Annotated in this window: 20 protein-coding genes; 8 read left to right on the top strand and 12 right to left on the bottom strand. The window is 61.4% G+C overall.

All coding sequences use genetic code 11. The annotated features are described in order from the left end of the window. Positions 1–397: 397 nt before the first annotated feature. From APM_RS20695 to APM_RS20690, 5 genes are all read right to left on the bottom strand, one after another. Entirely contained in the window at positions 398–1,342 is a 945-nt protein-coding gene (locus APM_RS20695) for a lytic transglycosylase domain-containing protein (protein WP_007424477.1), read from the bottom strand. Further along, positions 1,339–1,878 carry a S26 family signal peptidase gene (locus APM_RS16265; RefSeq protein WP_007424476.1) on the bottom strand — a complete coding sequence of 180 codons (540 nt, stop codon included), beginning with the start codon at positions 1,876–1,878 and terminating at the stop codon, positions 1,339–1,341. The genes APM_RS20695 and APM_RS16265 overlap by 4 nt, the downstream gene beginning before the upstream one ends. After that, complete coding sequence (locus tag APM_RS16260; RefSeq protein WP_007424475.1) at positions 1,875–2,351, bottom strand: DUF2840 domain-containing protein; 477 nt, start codon at positions 2,349–2,351, stop codon at positions 1,875–1,877. Before APM_RS16260 ends, APM_RS16265 begins: the two co-directional genes overlap by 4 nt. Before the next feature lie 374 nt (positions 2,352–2,725). Further along, entirely contained in the window at positions 2,726–3,571 is an 846-nt protein-coding gene (locus APM_RS16255; protein WP_007424474.1) for a replication initiator protein A, read from the bottom strand. Further along, the gene (locus APM_RS20690) at positions 3,568–3,849 is read right to left on the bottom strand and encodes an AlpA family transcriptional regulator (RefSeq protein WP_007424473.1); all 282 of its coding nucleotides are present in this window, start codon (positions 3,847–3,849) and stop codon (positions 3,568–3,570) included. The genes APM_RS16255 and APM_RS20690 overlap by 4 nt, the downstream gene beginning before the upstream one ends. Positions 3,850–4,028: 179 nt before the next feature. Here APM_RS20690 and APM_RS16250 point away from each other — a divergent pair, with 179 nt between their 5' ends. The 3 genes from APM_RS16250 to APM_RS16240 all read left to right on the top strand — a co-directional run bounded on the left by APM_RS16250 (position 4,029) and on the right by APM_RS16240 (position 6,650). Then, the gene (locus APM_RS16250; RefSeq protein ID WP_007424472.1) at positions 4,029–4,655 is read left to right on the top strand and encodes a plasmid pRiA4b ORF-3 family protein; all 627 of its coding nucleotides are present in this window, start codon (positions 4,029–4,031) and stop codon (positions 4,653–4,655) included. A 224-nt stretch (positions 4,656–4,879) separates the two neighbouring features. Beyond that, positions 4,880–5,884, top strand: coding sequence for an acetamidase/formamidase family protein (locus APM_RS16245; protein WP_039889021.1), 1,005 nt, complete (start codon positions 4,880–4,882; stop codon positions 5,882–5,884). Between the two features lie 4 nt (positions 5,885–5,888). After that, entirely contained in the window at positions 5,889–6,650 is a 762-nt protein-coding gene (locus APM_RS16240) for an SDR family NAD(P)-dependent oxidoreductase (protein ID WP_007424470.1), read from the top strand. 76 nt (positions 6,651–6,726) lie between these two features. Here the strand turns inward: APM_RS16240 and APM_RS20685 are convergent, their stop codons facing one another. From APM_RS20685 to APM_RS16215, 7 genes are all read right to left on the bottom strand, one after another. Continuing rightward, positions 6,727–7,293 (bottom strand): DNA -binding domain-containing protein, encoded by a 567-nt coding sequence (locus APM_RS20685; RefSeq protein ID WP_083818701.1) that lies wholly within the window; start codon positions 7,291–7,293, stop codon positions 6,727–6,729. A 7-nt stretch (positions 7,294–7,300) separates the two neighbouring features. Then, positions 7,301–7,522 (bottom strand): transcriptional regulator domain-containing protein, encoded by a 222-nt coding sequence (locus tag APM_RS23160; RefSeq protein ID WP_371259413.1) that lies wholly within the window; start codon positions 7,520–7,522, stop codon positions 7,301–7,303. 152 nt (positions 7,523–7,674) lie between these two features. Further along, the gene (locus tag APM_RS16230; protein ID WP_007424469.1) at positions 7,675–7,962 is read right to left on the bottom strand and encodes a DUF2285 domain-containing protein; all 288 of its coding nucleotides are present in this window, start codon (positions 7,960–7,962) and stop codon (positions 7,675–7,677) included. Between the two features lie 19 nt (positions 7,963–7,981). Beyond that, positions 7,982–8,173, bottom strand: a complete 192-nt coding sequence (locus tag APM_RS20680) for a helix-turn-helix transcriptional regulator (RefSeq protein ID WP_231844419.1) — start codon at positions 8,171–8,173, stop codon at positions 7,982–7,984. A 213-nt stretch (positions 8,174–8,386) separates the two neighbouring features. After that, positions 8,387–8,689: a DUF736 domain-containing protein gene (locus APM_RS16225; RefSeq protein ID WP_007424468.1), complete on the bottom strand. Its 303-nt coding sequence runs from the start codon at positions 8,687–8,689 to the stop codon at positions 8,387–8,389. Between the two features lie 695 nt (positions 8,690–9,384). Continuing rightward, the gene (locus APM_RS16220) at positions 9,385–11,970 is read right to left on the bottom strand and encodes an arsenate reductase (azurin) large subunit (protein WP_039889049.1); all 2,586 of its coding nucleotides are present in this window, start codon (positions 11,968–11,970) and stop codon (positions 9,385–9,387) included. 38 nt (positions 11,971–12,008) lie between these two features. Further along, positions 12,009–12,494 carry an arsenate reductase (azurin) small subunit gene (locus APM_RS16215; RefSeq protein WP_039889018.1) on the bottom strand — a complete coding sequence of 162 codons (486 nt, stop codon included), beginning with the start codon at positions 12,492–12,494 and terminating at the stop codon, positions 12,009–12,011. A gap of 152 nt (positions 12,495–12,646) precedes the next feature. Here APM_RS16215 and APM_RS16210 point away from each other — a divergent pair, with 152 nt between their 5' ends. Genes APM_RS16210 through arsH form a run of 5 tightly spaced genes read left to right on the top strand, consistent with a single transcriptional unit; the run spans position 12,647 to position 16,016 of the window. Beyond that, complete coding sequence (locus tag APM_RS16210) at positions 12,647–13,036, top strand: helix-turn-helix transcriptional regulator (protein WP_007424465.1); 390 nt, start codon at positions 12,647–12,649, stop codon at positions 13,034–13,036. Between the two features lie 56 nt (positions 13,037–13,092). Beyond that, complete coding sequence (locus APM_RS16205; RefSeq protein WP_241763190.1) at positions 13,093–13,557, top strand: arsenate reductase ArsC; 465 nt, start codon at positions 13,093–13,095, stop codon at positions 13,555–13,557. After that, positions 13,554–13,976 carry an arsenate reductase (glutaredoxin) gene (arsC, locus tag APM_RS16200; protein WP_007424463.1) on the top strand — a complete coding sequence of 141 codons (423 nt, stop codon included), beginning with the start codon at positions 13,554–13,556 and terminating at the stop codon, positions 13,974–13,976. The genes APM_RS16205 and arsC overlap by 4 nt, the downstream gene beginning before the upstream one ends. 23 nt (positions 13,977–13,999) lie before the next feature. Beyond that, complete coding sequence (locus APM_RS16195) at positions 14,000–15,319, top strand: arsenic transporter (RefSeq protein WP_007424462.1); 1,320 nt, start codon at positions 14,000–14,002, stop codon at positions 15,317–15,319. Further along, the gene (arsH, locus tag APM_RS16190; RefSeq protein WP_039889016.1) at positions 15,312–16,016 is read left to right on the top strand and encodes an arsenical resistance protein ArsH; all 705 of its coding nucleotides are present in this window, start codon (positions 15,312–15,314) and stop codon (positions 16,014–16,016) included. Before APM_RS16195 ends, arsH begins: the two co-directional genes overlap by 8 nt. Positions 16,017–16,046 lie beyond the last annotated feature (30 nt).

Raw genomic sequence — 16,046 nt, 5'->3', positions numbered from 1 at the left:
GATGATCGCGAAAATCGAGAAGGTGCTTTGGTGGCACTGCGAAATTTGAAGCGAAGACACAGGTCCTGGCAGGATGGACGTGCCCCTCGGCAAGCTCTTGGCACGGTGCATGATCTCGCTAACCCAATGTGCAGACACGGAAAATCACGGCGGTCAGGGCCGTGTGGTGCCGCGCACCTTTATCTTGCCCTCCCTAAACGGCAAAATTTCCAGGGACTTTCGGCGATCTTTGTCAGTTGCACATTATCACAGAATGACACCTTTGCTGCGCTCGATCACGATTTCGCTCGCCAGAACGCGATATATGGCTGATCCCGCGTCCTCAAATGGTCGGTGCGTAAAGTCGATGCAAAGAACACGCAGCCTGCCGGCGCAAATGCGGGTAATCTTGGCGTTTTCATGGTGTGCGATCGAACGGTCCTTGCCGTCTGATCAGCTCGACTTTTGCCATGAACAGACCCCTATTGGTGCTTGATGCCGAGCGCGGGATCGTCTGCAAATCAGTCGCGGATTGGTAGCTGAATGTGGATTGGTAGCTGAATATCGAAACCGGCGAACGACTTTCGCTCATCAACGGTATCGCCATCGATGCGTTGATCTTCGGCGCAACCGCCGCAAGGTAGCGCTGCGTTTGCGCCGGTAATGCGCGACCGGTGAGCAGCGTCTGCTCAAGCCGAGCCGGACCGGCATTATAGGCGGCCAGGAACCACGGCGCGCCAAATCGATCGAACATCTCGCGCAGATACGCAGCACCGGCCATGATGTTGTTGCGCGGTGCATACGGATTGGCCCCGAGATCGTAGCGGGCGCGCAGTGCGGCGTAGGTCTGTGGCATCACCTGCATCAGGCCCATCGCACCGGTAGATGATCGGATTGGCTGGCCGTTCAACATCAAATGGCCGCCACTTTCGGCGCGCATCACAGCTGCGATCCAGCGTGCAGGCACACCGAATCGACGCGACGCCGCCCTGATATCGGGCTGCCAGACGACGATGCGGGAATTCCTGTGGTTGTGCACGATCTTCGCCGGGCTATAGCAACGAGGCGATCCATGAAGTGGCACGAACAGCGCTGCTTTGGCCGCAAGACCGCACGTCGTGACCAAGGTTACGAGTCCCATGGTTCGCTTCTCCTGGTGACGGACGATGCTCGATGAAGCGGCAACGAAAAGCGCTGTCAGCGTGCTCGCTGCGGTCAAGGGTAAGGCACGCCAAAGCGCGCCGGCTGCGCTGCCCTTGACATTCGCTGCGCGCACCGGCCGTGCGGTAATCGGCAGGGACGGCAGGATGGCCGTCCCTGGACCAAACAACAGGATGGTCCGGGAAGGATGCTTGCCGGTCATGGCACATGGCTTCCGGGCGTCCAGAGCGGGGCCATCCGGCCGATGATGCTGCTGATCGGTGTCGGCCCAAAATACCGCCCGTCGAGCGATGTCGGTACGTTGGGGATCAGCACGAAGATGGAACCGGGACGGAGCGGTCCGCAGCCGGTCCAGGCAACAAGTCTGCGTCCACGCCCGTCGCGTTTGAGCGCATCAGCGACATGGTGACCGTCGATCGAGACCCGACCATCGCGCTCGCAAACGGTCTGACCGGCGACGGCGGCGACGCGCTTGAGCAGCGGTACGCCAAGCGGCAGATAATCGCGATTCGCGAACAGAAGCGCGCTGCGCCGGTCCGGCCAGAACAGCACATAATCGCCGACCCGCAGGTGATCGCGGCTCGATCTGGGCAGGACGCGCCAGAAGCCGATCGGTGTGCTGGCGGTGGCGTTCCAGACGATCAGCGGTCGCGCATGCAGCGCGGATGCCACCATCAAGACCAGGCCGGCGATAACGCCGAACAGGAGTTCGCGCACCGGGTGATGGCGAAGCGTCACGATATGCCCATCCAACAACAGCGCAGCCAGGCTCGATGTTGGTCGTCCTGATACGGTCGCGGTGCCTCGCCGCAGCTCAGCCGGTTGTGGACATGGCGCCAATAATGCGGCGCGATGTCCGCCGGATCGAAGCCGGCGCTTTCGATCATGTCGATGGCCGCGAGTACACGCTGAACGCGCGACCAGCCCGACTGGCGGAGCAAAATCTCGCCGCCGGGGCCCATGCCAGGCACGGTCGAGCATGCCTCGGCACGGGCGCAGGCGCGGAGGATATCGACGCGCGACACGACCGTGCCGAAGTCATCTGTCCGCCAGCGGATGAACGCAAAGATCGCGCCGGGCGCGAACCAGATCAGACGTCTACGTTGATCAAGAATTTGTTCGCCAACATCATGACCGAAACGCAGCCATTGCTCGACGCGATGACGGATGAAGACCAGCATCACGCTGGTCAGAGGGTCGTGCTGGCTCATCGCCGTTGCCTCCCGCCAGACCGGCCGCAGGCCGCTTCTGAAGTCGCCCATGAACGTGGCACAGACGCCGGCGAGGATGCACTGCAATCCCCGCAGCCCGCCCCTCAATGCCACTTGCTTCAAGCGCGTTCGCCAGCGCGATGTTCGGGCTGAGCAATGCCGGCCATTTGAGGCGATTCGCGCGCCGATTTTTGGCCCTCGGCCGCCACCTATAACAAGGTAAGACTCAGTACTAGAATTAGTAAGAAAGTAGGGGCGCCAAATTCGCCCACAACTGATTGAATTACTTGTGAAAAATTTGCCGGCGTCCGTTTGATAGGCCGCGCATTTACGGGTGATCGGCCGCGGACCGTCGGGTGATAGGCCGTGATCGTTCACAGTCGGTCCCCCCGGTTTGGGGACAAAAACCCCGGGTTATCCCCAGGCACCAAGGCGGCACTGTGGATGGGCACGGCATATCGGCCGATCCGCACCCCCTCCTTGCCACGGTGCCACACAGGATCGAGCCGATACGTCAGCAGCCGCCCGGAACGCGCCAATCTGCGCAAAGCTGCGACAAAGTCGCAGTGCCGTGCGACGCTTCCGGAACGGGCGTGCAACAGGTCGAATGAAACCACCCAGCCTGTGGATTGTTGGGCGGCGTGCTTGCGCGCGAGCAGCCAGAGCCATCGCCGGATGCCTCCCGTCAAACCGAAATAGTCCGGATCGATGGACAGCACCCGGCGCTGCCGCACCGCCATGAGCAACCATTCCGGCAGGGTCAGCAGGACGCCAGCCGGCGTCATTTCCCAGGCCTCGATCCAGCGGAACCGGATCGGCGCGTTGTCCGTGGTGCCGAGCGTGGTCTCCACCACGGTGGCCGCCAGACGGTCGATGGCAGCGGTGAGCCTGGCATACTGGCTGCTGCCGGTACCGCGGCCAAGGAAGCCCAGAATGCGGCTTGCCGGGGCGATCAGCCGGGTCGAGATGTGCAGCCGCTCATCCTGCGCCTGAACCAGCTGTGCGATGGCCCAGATCAGGATATCGGCATCCCAGATCGTCGCGATCGCTGTGGCACCTGCCATCGGCGCCACGTAAACAGAATGCTTCTTCCCCTGATACAGGATTGGTGCGGTACGCGGTGTCTTGGCCAGGCTGAACCAGGGCCAGTTCATCAGATCGACCGGCGTGCGCGGACGGGCGTACTCGAGCATCGCCGGCACGGGGTGATCGCCGCTCATTGCGAAACAGGCCGAGCCGGACGTCCTGGTCCGCGGGCAACGCTGGTGCCGGGATCAGAGGTAGATTGCCGAGCACCGGCTTCGGCCCAGGCCTGGAGGTCGGCCAGCCGATAGACAACGCGACCGCCGATCTTACGATAGGCGGGGCCACTGCCGAAGCTGCGATGCTTCTCCAGCGTTCGGCCCGACAGTCCAAGAAATCGTGCGGCTTCCGGTGTCCGCAGATAGCGTGTTGGCAGATTGGGTAGCATGTCCTGTTGCATGGCGGCGATCTCCATCGGGCGGCCGGCAATCGGCGCGCATCGCCACGCAGGATCGGCGCTCGGCTATGCAATGCTCAGGGCCGTTTTCAGGGGGAGGCAAAAATTGGCCAGGGTGGGGATAGCGTGATCGGCCAGCGTCGAGGACCAAACACGCGACATTGACATCGTCGGAAGTGGCGGGTTCACTCCGCGCCATGACGTATCGTCAGCTCAACGCAGTGCAGCTTCGCGTCACGATTGCAGATATTGAACCGCCAATCTGGCGGCAGCTGGTCGTGCCACTGGCGTGGGATCTCGGGATGCTCCATCTGGTCATCCAGGCAGCGTTCAACTGGTGGAACAGCCATCTGCATGAGTTCCAGATTGGCGGTCTGTCCTACGGCGATCCGGAAGTGATCAATGAATTTGGCGATGAGGAACACAGGGCTTTCGATGAAACCGAGGTCAGGCTTCGCGATTTCCGTCGCGAGCCGGGGTTGATGTTCATCTACAACTATGATTTCGGCGACGATTGGAACCACTTGGTAGAGATCGAGGATTTTCTGGCGCTCGACCCGGTTCCGCGATTTGCGACCTGCATCGCCGGAGCGCGCGCGCGTCCACCTGAGGATGTCGGCGGGGTGTCGGGTTATGAAAATTTTCTCGAGGTGATGGCCGATCCGACCCATGAGGATCATCGATCCACCAAGACTTGGGCCGGTGGCTATTTCGATCCAGAATGGTTTGATCTCGCGTTGGTCAATAAAAATGTAAAGAACGCGCTCAAGCCGAATGTTCGCAGGCGCCTTCACCAACCAAAACCGAAACGGTTGTCGCGATGACGCGACTCGTCGAGCGTAGCGAAAAATAATACGATCGACCTCTCTGGATTTTCAGCAGATACCGATTTCCAAACTGGCATTCAGGTAACAATGAACCTGCCTATCGAGTGAATTGAACGCTCACTACCGGAAATGTCGGTTGAAAGTGACAGCGTCGGCTTGACAGGCGAACTCATCTGTCGGTGACTTGATGTATTGGGCTTTGATCGGGCGGGGAACTGACCATGGCAGAGCGTTGGGCAGCGGGATCTATTGTGGCGAAGCGCGGCGTGGGGTGGGGACGCAAACCACGGTTGCATCATTTGACCGAGGCGGCACAAGGTAAGTTTCATTACACGATCGGGCCATATTCCGAACCGGTGCTGAGCATCGCACCAGGTGATCGGGTGCGGGTCGAAACGCGCGATGCGTTCGAGGGCGCGATCCGCACCGAGCGCGACAAGCCGAGCAAGCGGCTGCGCATGCCCTTCGTCAACCCGCAGAATGGCCCGATCATGATCGAAGGCGCCGAACCGGGCGACGCGCTCGCGGTGCATATCGAGACGATGAAGCCACGCGGCGAGAATCCGCGCGGCACCTGCTGCATGATCCCGCATTTCGGCGCGCTCACCGGGACGGCGCTGACCGCGACGCTGGCGCCGCCGCTGCCGGAAATCACCCGCAAGGTGCATGTGGATGAGAAAGAAGTGCGCTGGAGTGCCAGGGTGGTTCTGCCCTACAGCCCGCATATCGGCACGCTCAGCACCTCGCCCGAGATCGACAGTATCAACTCGCTGACCCCCGGCGCGCATGGCGGCAACATGGATCTGCCGGATATGGGGCCGGGCAGCATTACCTATCTGCCGGTGCGCGCGCCGGGGGCGCGGCTGTTCATCGGGGATGCCCATGCCTGCCAGGGCGACGGCGAGGTGTGCGGCACGGCGGTGGAATATCCCTCGCTCACCACCATTCGCGTCGATCTGATCAAGGGCTGGGCGCTGGACTGGCCGCGCCTGGAGCGCGAGGATTTCATCATGACCATCGGCAGTGCGCGGCCGCTGGAGGACGCGGCGCGCATCGCCTATCGCGAACTGGTGCTCTGGATGGATGCGGAATACGGGTTCGACCGCTGGGACGCCTATATGATGCTCAGCCAGTGCGGCCGGGTGCGGCTCGGCAATTTCGTCGATCCGAACTACACCGTCGGGACGGCGATTTCGAAAAAATATCTGATCGGGCAGGAAGGGTAGGGCGATGGATCTCGGATTGCGGGGCAGGCGGGCGCTGGTCACCGGGGGCACCAGGGGAATTGGCCGGTCGGTCGCCGAGCATTTCGCGGCGGAAGGTGCTGATGTCGCGATTTGCGCGCGCAACACCGATGAGGTCGCGGAGGCCGTCGCCGCGCTGACGGCGAAGGGCGTGCGCGCCACCGGCCGCGCGCTCGACGTCGCGGACGGCCCGGCATTGTCGCAATGGATCCGCGATGTCGCCGCCGAATTCGGCGGTCTCGATATCGTGGTGTCCAACGTTTCGGCGCTTGCGATCGGCCAGGACGAAACATCGTGGCGCGCGGAGTTCGAGACCGACATGATGGGCACGGTGCGCGCGGTGGATGCGGCGATGCCGTTTCTCGAAGCCTCCGACGCCGCCTCGGTCGTGGTGATCGCCTCGGTGTCGGGCCGCGAGGTCGATTTCGCCGCCGGACCCTATGGCGTGTTCAAGGCGGCACTGATCCACTACGCCAAGGGGCTGTCGTTCCAGCTCGCGGGCAAGGGCATCAGGGTCAACGCGCTCTCGCCGGGCAACACGTATTTCCCAGGCGGCGTGTGGGAGAAAATCGAGCACGGCAATCCCGATCTGTTCCGGCAGGCGATGGCGCTGAACCCGACCGGGCGAATGGGCAAACCCGAGGAGATGGCGCGCGCGGTGGTGTTTCTCGCCAGCCCCGCCGCGAGTTTCATCACCGGCACCAATCTGGTGGTCGATGGTGCGCTGACGCGCGGCGTCCAGTTCTGACATTGTTGAAGGGAAATTTACCACCAACGACGCGATCTCGTGACCTTGGCATCGTTCGGCGTTTTTGGCGGGGATGTCAGATTGGGCGCGGCGGTTTCAGCAGCCTGAACGCGGCGCCATCGCGCCAGCGCCGAGCGGTCGCAACCAGGGTGCGAACCCGGCTGCGGGCGCCGCTGTCTTCCCAGGCGGACGGCGGCTCGCCGAGCACAGCCCGGTGGATGTCCCGCTCACTGGCCCCCGATGCGGCAAGGTCGAGCGCCCAAGCCATGTAGGCGATCTTCAGCCCGCGCGGATGCCGTTTCGGGCGTGGAATGCCGGGGCGGGCTGAGGCGCGCGGCCGCGACGCAAATTGCCAGAATGACCGCGCCGCTTCCAGGCGTTCTGCATGCCAAGCATCCCAGGAGATGATCGGCGTTAGTGGTGCGCTCGGTGGCGGTGGATCGAAACCAGGGAAAATCAGATGATGTCGAATTCCGACAGTCGGCGCGACAATCAGATGATAGCCATCCGGTGTCGCCCGACTAATGTGACGCGCACCCCAACGGTCCGGCTCGAACCGGACTAGGGTTAGGTTAGTCGCTTCATCGTCACCAACGGTGACATAAATAATGCGGGCAGTAGCCTCTGCACGCCAGAACAGCATTGCATGGTCACCAATGGTGTCTGGATTTTCGAGGAAATCGTAACCTCCATCGTTTGCAGAGCGACGGTGATGCTTCCGGTTGCGGATGGCGTTCGAGCGTTACTGCTGCGACGTAATCGTCTCGGTATGCTGCGCTGCGTCGAACCAACTCCCAGACCAGACCGTCCGGTGATAAGGTCTCGATATAGCCATACCGCGCGGCGAGGCGCTCTCGCGTGAAGGGCCGCATCTCGCTCCTCCGATGCGACAGCACTTCTGCCGCGTCTTCAGAGATGGAATCGGGTTAAGCCAGAGACTTGGCAACTCCGTCGCGGCAGTTTTGCCGTTCAACTTTTTGTGTTCGGACAGGCACGTCGCCGCGCGATGCGAAAACATTTGTGGTTAAGCGCCACCCTCGACGTATTTGGCCTGGAGCAATTGCCGCCAGCCGGAATTCGTCATCCATCTGGCCCGTGCCAGGTGGGTCTCGTAAGCGCGGCGCGCGCGCGCTGGCTCCTTGGCCGGATCGATCAGCAGCGCCTCACGGGCGACATCTTCCCAAGGCACATTGTCGTGCTCAGCATCCAACAATATCAGATAATGAATGGCGTGGATTTCATCGTATGGCGTCAGCTGATCAGAGATGGGTGCTTCGTCCGCAATCGGCGCATCGAAATAAGGTCTACGCATGACAAAAATCTCCCCGATATCAGCGGGTAGCCGCGTCCGGATCGAGTAAATCCATCGGGCTGACTCCCAATGCAGAAGCCAACTGATCGATCGTGTCCACCGTGGCTGCATGCTCTTCACGCTCAATCATGCCAACATAGTTCCTGTTCAATTTTGCGCGGTGCGCAAGTTCTTCCTGGCTGATGCCTCGTTCAGCGCGCACGCGGCGCATATTACGGGCCAATATCTCCCTGAGTGACATGCTCAGGAAGCGGCCCGACCACGCCGCCGCGCGCCACCCAATATATTAGGTATTCGGGACCGGGAACGCTAGTTCGTTGCGCCGGCTTGGTAGCGATTTCCACCGGGAAGGTTTTATGTCACCCGATCTCTGAACACGCGAAACGCCCCGCCCGAGCCGGGCGGGGCGCCGTGGCGGCTGGCCTCAGCGGGACCAGATCAGGCTGTAGCTGCCCTCCGTCTCGGCCTCGACTAGGCTCGCGTAGATCGGCTGCGGAAAGCTCGGGTCGTCGAGCTTGATCGAGAGGTATTCGCGCCCGGTCTCCTTGGCCTTGCGGCTCCAGGCAGCACCCAGTTCAACATTGCCGGCCGCGAAAACCCTGAAATCGGGAGCCTTGTCGGTGCCGTTTTCGGCGGGAACCAGCCGCGCCTTGGCATTGATGCTGAGGGTCCGGACGGTGCCAGTGTAGCCGTTCGCATCCTTGGTGAAGTTGCCGATGATCGCCATGGTAGATCTCCTTCGCTTGGGTTGTCGGGGCCACCCTGTGCGGCCTCGATGGCGGTCCTGAAGCCGAAAGGCGATCGACCCGCACCACTTGCGGCCGTAGCGCAGCGGAGGATGGTGCTGCGAGAGTTTCTTGCCTCGCGAGGAATGCCGCACTTGGGCGGCAGGGGAAGAAAGTCGCAGCAGCGCCGTTGCGGGCAGGCGATCGCCTTTCGGCTAGATCCGCCCATTACGAGGCCGAACGGGTGGCAACGCGCCAAGCCTCAAGGAGATGGTGGCGAATCCGGTCGGCAACAATCAAGGTGCCACGATGGCACGGCACTGCCGGATCATTTTGCGCCATGACAGGCAGACTATTCCACCCGAAAGCGGAGGCAACGCGGTTGGAGGAGGTTTGCGGATCGGCAGGATCGATGCTTTGCTTGGCCGCGAGGCCAACTATTCGAGGTGCAAGAGATCAATTGCGTGATCCTGATAGGAGATGCAGGCGGTTACGTGCGCGCGTCGCTATGGCCGAGCGGGGCTTTGCGCTCGGAACGGGTTGGTTACGCGCAGCCGGCCATCGATCACGAGCCTGTCCTGGATGTCGTCTGGCGAGAGCATATCGCAATTGACGTGGTACAGCGACCCATGAAGACGGAACCCAGCGGGGTGACATCTTCATCGATCGTGGCCGGAAGCAGATGAATATTATTCCTTTACACGAACGTATTGGTCGGCCGGAAGCTCGTGGTCGCGACAATGCTCGGCATGCCACCAGCCAGTTTTCGAATGCCGACGCGAGTTCCCTTGTACCACGGATTGGTGCTCATTGGATCGGTATAGGGTGAGGTCAGGCTGTTGGACGTACCGAGCCAGTGATACATCAGTGCAAACACCATGCCCGGCGGCACCGCGTCGGTCTCATAGACTGCAAAAGTCTCGTTGCCTTGGTCGTTGTAGATCATGACAATATCGCCATCGCTCACACCGAGCTTCTTCGCGTCCGCCGGGTTGACCTGCACAAAGGGTAGCGGTGTCCCCTCGGTTTTCTGCGCCAGCAGACGCATATGGTAGCTGGTTTGCCAGAGCGGCTGGCTGCGGCCCATGGTGAACCAGAACGGATATTTGCTCCGGTCCGATTTCAGATAGCCGGCGACAATCTTGGCCTCTGCGTAATCGTCCCAGGGCCTCGCTCCGTACCAACTGAATTTGCCGTCCTTGGTCATGAAGTTCCAGGTCGGATACAGCCGCTTGGTGCCGACGAGTTCGCCGGTGTTCGGGTCCATGCGCACCGGGGTCTGGATACCTTTCTGGCCAATTTTGCGCAGATAGACATAGTCAACACCCTTGAAGCTCTCGGGATCGAGCTTGCTCGCCTCCGATGCCGGCACTTTCGTGTTCATGCCGACATAGAGATCCTCCTGGATCGATTTGACGACATCTGCGCCATGCTTCCAGTCCATGCCGGAAAAGCGCTTTGCGATGTCGGCTTTACCGTCGGCCTTGTAAAGCGCTTCGAGTTTCTGGCCTACCAGTCCGTGAATTTCCCAGTCGGGTTTTGCGTCACCGGGGGGGTCCATGAACCGATCGTCGAGGCGCATCAGGCGATCGCCGCAATTGAGCGAGATGTTTTCCGCTTCGCCCCATTGCGCCGCAGGGAGGATCAGATGCGCGTCGCGCGTGCTTTCGACCATGTAGATATTCTGCACGGTCAGGAACAAGCCACCGGTTTTTTCGAGCCCGTCTAAGATACGATCGGCAAGCGCCTGAATCGAGGCGGGTTCGCCGTCGCCCTGCTTCTGTGCTGACAGAAAATCGGTCAGCGCCTGCGCGCGTTCACCGATCCGCTTGCGGAACCAGGCGTTGTTCTGGGCGGCCAGATAGGGATTGCAACCGATCAGCCAGAACGTCTTGCCCTTGCCCTCCTGGACGTATTTGTCAACATCCGGTGGCGGCCTCAGTCCCGGATAGGGCGGTCGCGCATAACCCTCCTGATGGCCGCCCTGGCGTCCGGTTCCCGTGCCCGGCCGGCCGATGTTGAAGGTCAGTGCGCCGAGCTGGGCGATGGCGGCGACCGCGTCATATTGCCGATAATTCCAGATCACGCCCTTCTCGTAGAGGATCAGGCTGCGCCGCCAATGGCCGCCTGGCTTGGGTTGGGCGATCCACGCGGCAGCCTGCTCGATCTGCGCCACCGGAACGCCGGTTATTTTCTGGGCGCGCGCCATGAAGTCTTTATAGGGCATCTGGAGTTCGAGGGATTTCTTCTTGTAGTCCTCGAACGTGGCCATATCCGTATGCCGGTTCAGGAAGTCCTTGTTGTAGTATTTCTTTTCCCACACTGCCCGAGCGACAGCGTTCATCAACATGTAGTCGGCACCGAGATTGGGCCGCAGATGCAGCACTTTCGCGCCGGTTTTACGCGCCGCGCTGACAGTCGATGAAATGCGCGGATCGACGATCACCATGCGTGCGGCTGCTACCGGCTCGCCCTTGGCGTAATGCTTCTTCTTTTCATCGATCGTGGTGCCCTGCAGATTGGGCATCATATGAGCGACGAAGAACACCGTCGCGGTATCGTAGGTGTTCGCTCCCCACAACATGATTGTGTCAGCGAGCCGGGCATCCTCGTAGCAATAGTTCAATTCGAACAACCCGCGATCGCGTGTTCCATAGGTTTCAGCACTATAAGCTGGACGATTATGGATGCCAGTGTGCTTCATCTGCAGGCCGGTGAACAGCAACCGGCCGGTGCCGTAAGTGTTCTCCATGCCGCCACCTCCACCACCGTGGTCATAGATCTTGGCGCAAAGATCATCGGCCCCGTATTTGTCCATCACTCCTTTCAGAACACGTGCCTGCAATTCGATCGCGGCGTCCCACGGGATGACGTTGAACATGTCGCCAACACGCAATAGCGGATAATGCAGGCGTGCCTGGGTGGGGCGGCTATCCGACCATGTCGTTTTCGCATTGATCGCGCCGCGGCTGGAATGATTGCCCTGCAAATTGATCGGCGAATCGTGGGCCGGCACGATCGCGACGTGATAGGTGCCACCGTCACGTCGCTGGATCGTCGAGTGCATCGATTCGGTATATGAGAATCCGGCGATCGGTGGCTGCGGACTGGTGAAATCAACATCGAACGCATTGTCGCCGGCCTTCAGCCCACCGGCGAGCCCGTCCGGCCAGACATAGACCTTATAGCCGCAGCCGACGGTGCAGTACTGGCAGACCGTATTGTAGGCTTCGGCATTCTTCGGTGGCAGCGGGACGGATTCTTCGCGGCGATATAGAGCCATGGTCATCTCCCCCGGATTTGATCGATATTTCTGGATTGTTAGGCCGCGTCGTTCTGGCGTCCCCAGATCAGGCCGGACACGCCGTCGGCATGGATGTCGCCGCTGGTAGCGTCGATCCGCAGCTTGATCTGTGGCAGATAATCCGATGCCAGGCCCTGATAGGGCACACCGTTTTTGGCCGGATCGAACATGGAGTAGTGGCATGGGCAGATAAACCGACCGCCTTTGAAGGCGACCGGGCAGCCCATATGCGTACAGATGCCGGAGAAGGCGACGATGCTACGGTCCGGCCCAATACCTTCGTAGGCAGGCGCTTTGAGCTTCAGCAGCCATGCGGGGGAGCCGGCATCGGGATAGTTGAAAGAAATCGGCTTGCCGGCGCTCAGTTGATTAGCATTGCCGACCTTGATGGAAGGCCACGGCTTGCCATCGGGCATCATCGAACTGGCGTGAGCCAGGATAGGGCGGGCAACGGCGCCAGTTGCGGCGGAGACCTGGACGAACCCTCGACGCGATAATTTCATCGGCGTTTCCCCTTACGTTTTGATATTACGAGTCTTGTAGAACTGTAGTCCATAAACCGTCAAGATAATTTCACAATGGTGCGACCTGCCGGGGTTGACTGCCGCATGATTGGCTCCTTAATGACACCATCATACGATAAATATGGAAATATATGATGAGCAGCCCAAGGAAACCCGACTCCACCTGGACGATTGTTGCCCTGGCCGCACTCGCCCATGAGCATCGCCTCGCTGCCTATCGCCTGCTGGTCGAGGCCGGTCCCGCGGGATTGCCGGCCGGGGAAATCGCCGAACGTATCGGCCTGGTGCCATCCTCACTGACGTTTCACATCCAGGCGCTGCTGCGCGCCGGGCTGATCAGCCAGCGGCGGGCCAGCCGGCATGTGATCTATGCCGCCGATTTCGGTGCGATGAACAGCTTGGTCGGATTTCTGGTGCAGAATTGCTGTGGCCAGGAGATGCCGGTCTGCGCCCCCAGCTGCAATCCCGCTCGACCATCGGCGAAGCAAAAGGCGCTTCTGGCCAAAGGAAAATCGGCGTGACCGAGCAGACGCTCAACGTGCTGTTCCTTTGCACCGGCAATTCCGCGCGCAGCATCATGGCCGAACGGCTGGTCGAGCGCTGGGGGGATGGCAAATTTCGGGGGTTTTCCGCCGGAAGTCATCCCAAAGGTGCCGTCCATCTAATGGCGATCCGAATGCTTGAGGAAGCCGGGTTGCCAACCGCGGGCTTGCGCTCGAAATCCTGGGACGAATTCGCGCAACCAAGCGCACCGGCAATGGATTTCGTGTTCACGGTCTGCGACGACGCCGCAGGCGAGGTCTGCCCCATCTGGCCCGGTCAACCCATGACCGCACATTGGGGTGTTCCCGACCCTACCGCGGCTTGTGGCAGTGAACTTGATCAACTGACCGCTTTTCGCGATGCATTCCGGATGCTGGAGACACGGATAAAACTGTTCGTGAGCCTGCCTTTCGGCAAGCTGGAACGCGCCTCCCTCGCCCGCCGTACGCAGGAGATCGGTCGGATGGGGGTGATTACCGAAGAAGGTTCGGCGGCATGACCGTCACGATCTACCACAACCCCGACTGCGGCACGTCTCGCAACGTACTCGCCCTGATCCGCAACGCCGGCATCGAACCCACGATCATCGAATATTTGAAGACCCCACCGTCGCGCGAAACCCTGATCGATCTGATCGCCAGGATGGGCGTGCCGGTGCGCACCGTGCTGCGTGAAAAAGATACACCCTATGCCGAACTCGGTCTTGCTGACCCGATCCTGCCCGACGCCGTGTTGCTCGATGCGATGATGGCGCACCCGATTCTGATCAATCGCCCGATCGTGGTGACGCCGCTGGGCGTTAAACTCTGCCGACCGTCGGAGACGGTGCTCGACATCCTGCCGGCACCGCAACGCGCTGCCTTTGCCAAGGAAGACGGTGAGGCCGTGGTCGATTCCGCCGGTCAGCGCATCCGCTAAATCTTTTCGATCAGAGGCCGTCCATGCTCGCCCTTGCGGTGTTCATCGCAACCCTTGTGTTCGTCATCTGGCAGCCGCGCGGTCTCGGCATCGGCTGGAGTGCCATGGCCGGTGCGATCGTCGATCTCGCGCTCGGGGTGATCCACTGGCGCAACATCCCGACGGTCTGGCACATCGTCTGGAACGCGACCTTCACGTTCGTGGCACTGATCATCATTTCGCTGCTGCTCGACGAAGCCGGGCTGTTCCGCTGGGCCGCCCTGCATGTCGCACGTTGGGGCCGTGGCCGCGGCCGGATCCTGCTGCCGCTGATCGTGCTGCTGGGGGCTGCCATTGCCGCCGTATTTGCCAATGACGGCGCGGCCCTGCTGCTCACCCCGATCGTGATGGCAATCCTGGTCAGCCTCGAATTTCCGCCCACCGTCGCCCTCGCTTTCGTCATCGCAACCGGCTTTGTCGCCGATACCACCAGTCTGCCTTTGGTGATCTCCAATCTGGTCAACATCGTCAGCGCCAATTACTTCAAGATCAGCTTCGATCGCTACGCGGTGGTCATGGTGCCGATCGATATCGTCGCACTGCTCGCGACTCTCGCCGTTCTCGGTGTGATGTATGGCTGCACCGCCAACCGGAGCTACGCCGTCGCAGCACTCGACGCCCCCGCATCCGCGATCCGCGACAAGCTGGTGTTCCGCGCCGCCTGGCCGGTTCTGCTGCTGTTGCTGATCGCCTATTTCATCACCGCCCCGCTCGGCGTGCCGGTGTCGTTCGTCACGATCATCGGTGCCGTCGTGCTGCTCGCACTGGCCGGCCGCGCCATCGGAAGCGGCGCCCCGATCATTGAGGTTCGCCGCGTGCTGCGCTCGGCACCCTGGCAGGTGGTGGTGTTCAGCCTCGGGATGTATCTGGTCGTCTATGGCCTGCGCAACGCCGGCCTGACCGACTACATCGCCGACGCCCTCAGGCTCTTCGCCGCGCACGGCATCTGGGCCGCCTCGCTCGGCACCGGCATTCTGGCGGCCGTGCTCTCCTCGATCATGAACAACATGCCGAGCGTGCTGGTCGGCGCATTGGCGATCGGTCAGCTCGGCCACGTGGCCCCCGGCATCCATGACGCCATGGTCTACGCCAACATCATCGGCTGCGATCTCGGCCCGAAATTCACCCCGATCGGCAGCCTTGCCACCCTGCTCTGGCTGCACGTGCTGGCGCAGAAGGGCACACGGATCACCTGGGGCCAATATATGCGCATCGGCCTGGTCATCACACCGCCCGTGCTGCTCGCCTCGCTTGCCGCTCTTGCACTTTGGCTGCCCGTCGTGGGAACGCTGGGCCATGGATGATCCAACCAAATTTCCTGCGTTGTGCCCAGACCTCCTGGCACCGCCCGACCTTTCTCAACTCGAACCGACGTCGCGCGCCACCCATAAATCTCGCGTCCTGCTGCTCTATGGCTCGTTGTGCGGGCGCTCCTATTCGCGATTCTTGACCCTGGAAGCCGCCCGGTTGCTCGATCTGATGGGGGCCGAAACCCGCATCTACGATCCGCGCGACCTGCCCGTCACCAACACGGTGCCGGCCGATCATCCCAAAGTGGCCGAACTACGCGCGCTCTCGATCTGGTCGGAAGCGCAGGTCTGGTGCAGCCCCGAGCAGCACGGCGCGGTCACCGGCGTCATGAAGAATCAGATCGACTGGATCCCGCTGGAAGTCGGCGCGGTCCGGCCCACCCAGGGCCGGGTGCTCGCGGTGATGCAGGTCTCCGGCGGGTCGCAGAGCTTCAACGCGGTGAACACGCTGCGTTTGCTCGGCCGCTGGATGCGCATGGTAGTGATTCCGAACCAGTCCAGCGTCGCCCGCGCCTATGAACAGTTCGACGAAGCCGGCCGCATGCTGCCTTCGGCCTATTACGACCGGGTGGTAGACGTGATGGAGGAATTGCTGCGGTTAACGCTTCTGCTGCGCGACCGCGCCGATTACTTGGTGGATCGCTACAGCGAGCGCAAAGCCGCCGCACCGCACCCGGTCGATCGGCTATAAATTCGAAGGTTCAGCAACTTCGTCCTGCGA

The sequence above is a fragment of the Acidiphilium sp. PM genome (genome assembly GCF_000219295.1).
GTDB classification, from domain to species: Bacteria; Pseudomonadota; Alphaproteobacteria; order Acetobacterales; family Acetobacteraceae; genus Acidiphilium; species Acidiphilium multivorum.
This window is presented reverse-complemented; position numbering and strand designations above follow the sequence as displayed.

Bases quoted from the DNA above. Each gene is read 5' to 3' on its own strand.
- APM_RS20695 (WP_007424477.1), bottom strand. From the start codon at position 1,342: ATGACCGGCAAGCATCCTTCCCGGACCATCCTGTTGTTTGGTCCAGGG.
- APM_RS16260 (WP_007424475.1), bottom strand. From the start codon at position 2,351: ATGAGCCAGCACGACCCTCTGACCAGCGTGATGCTGGTCTTCATCCGT.
- APM_RS16255 (WP_007424474.1), bottom strand. From the start codon at position 3,571: ATGAGCGGCGATCACCCCGTGCCGGCGATGCTCGAGTACGCCCGTCCG.
- APM_RS20690 (WP_007424473.1), bottom strand. From the start codon at position 3,849: ATGGAGATCGCCGCCATGCAACAGGACATGCTACCCAATCTGCCAACA.
- APM_RS16250 (WP_007424472.1), top strand. From the start codon at position 4,029: ATGACGTATCGTCAGCTCAACGCAGTGCAGCTTCGCGTCACGATTGCA.
- APM_RS16245 (WP_039889021.1), top strand. From the start codon at position 4,880: ATGGCAGAGCGTTGGGCAGCGGGATCTATTGTGGCGAAGCGCGGCGTG.
- APM_RS16240 (WP_007424470.1), top strand. From the start codon at position 5,889: ATGGATCTCGGATTGCGGGGCAGGCGGGCGCTGGTCACCGGGGGCACC.
- APM_RS20685 (WP_083818701.1), bottom strand. From the start codon at position 7,293: ATGCTGTTCTGGCGTGCAGAGGCTACTGCCCGCATTATTTATGTCACC.
- APM_RS23160 (WP_371259413.1), bottom strand. From the start codon at position 7,522: ATGCGGCCCTTCACGCGAGAGCGCCTCGCCGCGCGGTATGGCTATATC.
- APM_RS16230 (WP_007424469.1), bottom strand. From the start codon at position 7,962: ATGCGTAGACCTTATTTCGATGCGCCGATTGCGGACGAAGCACCCATC.
- APM_RS20680 (WP_231844419.1), bottom strand. From the start codon at position 8,173: ATGCGCCGCGTGCGCGCTGAACGAGGCATCAGCCAGGAAGAACTTGCG.
- APM_RS16225 (WP_007424468.1), bottom strand. From the start codon at position 8,689: ATGGCGATCATCGGCAACTTCACCAAGGATGCGAACGGCTACACTGGC.
- APM_RS16220 (WP_039889049.1), bottom strand. From the start codon at position 11,970: ATGGCTCTATATCGCCGCGAAGAATCCGTCCCGCTGCCACCGAAGAAT.
- APM_RS16215 (WP_039889018.1), bottom strand. From the start codon at position 12,494: ATGAAATTATCGCGTCGAGGGTTCGTCCAGGTCTCCGCCGCAACTGGC.
- APM_RS16210 (WP_007424465.1), top strand. From the start codon at position 12,647: ATGATGAGCAGCCCAAGGAAACCCGACTCCACCTGGACGATTGTTGCC.
- APM_RS16205 (WP_241763190.1), top strand. From the start codon at position 13,093: ATGGCCGAACGGCTGGTCGAGCGCTGGGGGGATGGCAAATTTCGGGGG.
- arsC (WP_007424463.1), top strand. From the start codon at position 13,554: ATGACCGTCACGATCTACCACAACCCCGACTGCGGCACGTCTCGCAAC.
- APM_RS16195 (WP_007424462.1), top strand. From the start codon at position 14,000: ATGCTCGCCCTTGCGGTGTTCATCGCAACCCTTGTGTTCGTCATCTGG.
- arsH (WP_039889016.1), top strand. From the start codon at position 15,312: ATGGATGATCCAACCAAATTTCCTGCGTTGTGCCCAGACCTCCTGGCA.